1 protein-coding gene is annotated in these 1081 nt (G+C 44.6%); it reads right to left on the minus strand.

What is annotated here, in order from left to right; genetic code table 11:
- Nucleotides 1–1081 (minus strand): lactaldehyde reductase (gene fucO / locus H6A61_RS15275; protein WP_204394759.1); only part of this gene is annotated, 1081 nt, incomplete at both ends.

Below are 1081 nucleotides of genomic sequence, written 5' to 3' on the forward strand. Positions count from 1 at the left end.
GTACATACATCTGCATAAGCAGCCTTGGCAAGACGAGGAAGGTCTTCTGCCTTGATTCCCAACTCTGACAAATGCTGAGGTATTCCTACACGTACAGACAGTTCCTTAACAGCCTTAACAGCAGCGTCCGCAGCTTCCTCTTTTGTCATTCCTGCTGAATAGACATTCATTGCCTTAGCTATGTCAACATACTTGTCAAGCGCTGCTGGAGCATTGAATTCCATGATTGTTGGCAAAAGCAATGCATTGGCAACACCGTGAGGAATATCGAAGATTGCCCCCAATGGATGAGCCATACCATGCACTACTCCCAAACCTACGTTAGAGAAGGCCATACCGGCTATGTACTGGGCTACTGCCATACCGTTACGGGCTTCGGCGTTGTTTGGTTCATTTACTGCTGTTTCAAGATAGCGTGCTATCATCTCGATTGCCTTGATTTCAAACATGTCACTCATCTCCCATGCACCTTTGGTGATAAGACCTTCGATGGCATGAGTCAATGCGTCCAAACCAGTTGCAGCTGTCAGACTCTTCGGAAGAGTGTACATAAGTTCGGCATCGACTATGGCAATGGCAGGGATATCATTAGGATCGACACAAACCATCTTCTTGTGGTTTTCCTCATCGGTGATAACATAATTGATAGTAACCTCTGCAGCTGTTCCGGCTGTAGTTGGAAGAGCTATGATAGGCACTGACTTCTTCTTTGTATCGGCAACTCCTTCAAGAGATACTACATCAGAGAATTCAGGATTATTTGTTATGATACCAATAGCCTTGGCTGTGTCCATTGATGAACCGCCACCTATGGCAATAATGAAATCAGCTCCTGAAGCTGCATATGCTGCAAGACCAGCTTTAACATTAGAGACTGTCGGGTTAGGCTTGATTTCGCTGAATACTTCGTATGGTATATTGGCATTACGCAAAACTGACAATACTTTATCGGCAACACCGAACTTTATCAAATCCTTGTCTGTAGCTACAAAAGCCTTTTTCAAGCCAAGACGTGATATTTCTTTTGGAAGCACTTCTCTGGCTCCGGGACCGAAGTAAGATACTTCGTTCAATACAAATC

It is taken from the genome of Bacteroides caecigallinarum, from assembly GCF_016901995.1.
GTDB classification, from domain to species: domain Bacteria; phylum Bacteroidota; class Bacteroidia; order Bacteroidales; family Bacteroidaceae; genus Phocaeicola; species Phocaeicola cellulolyticus.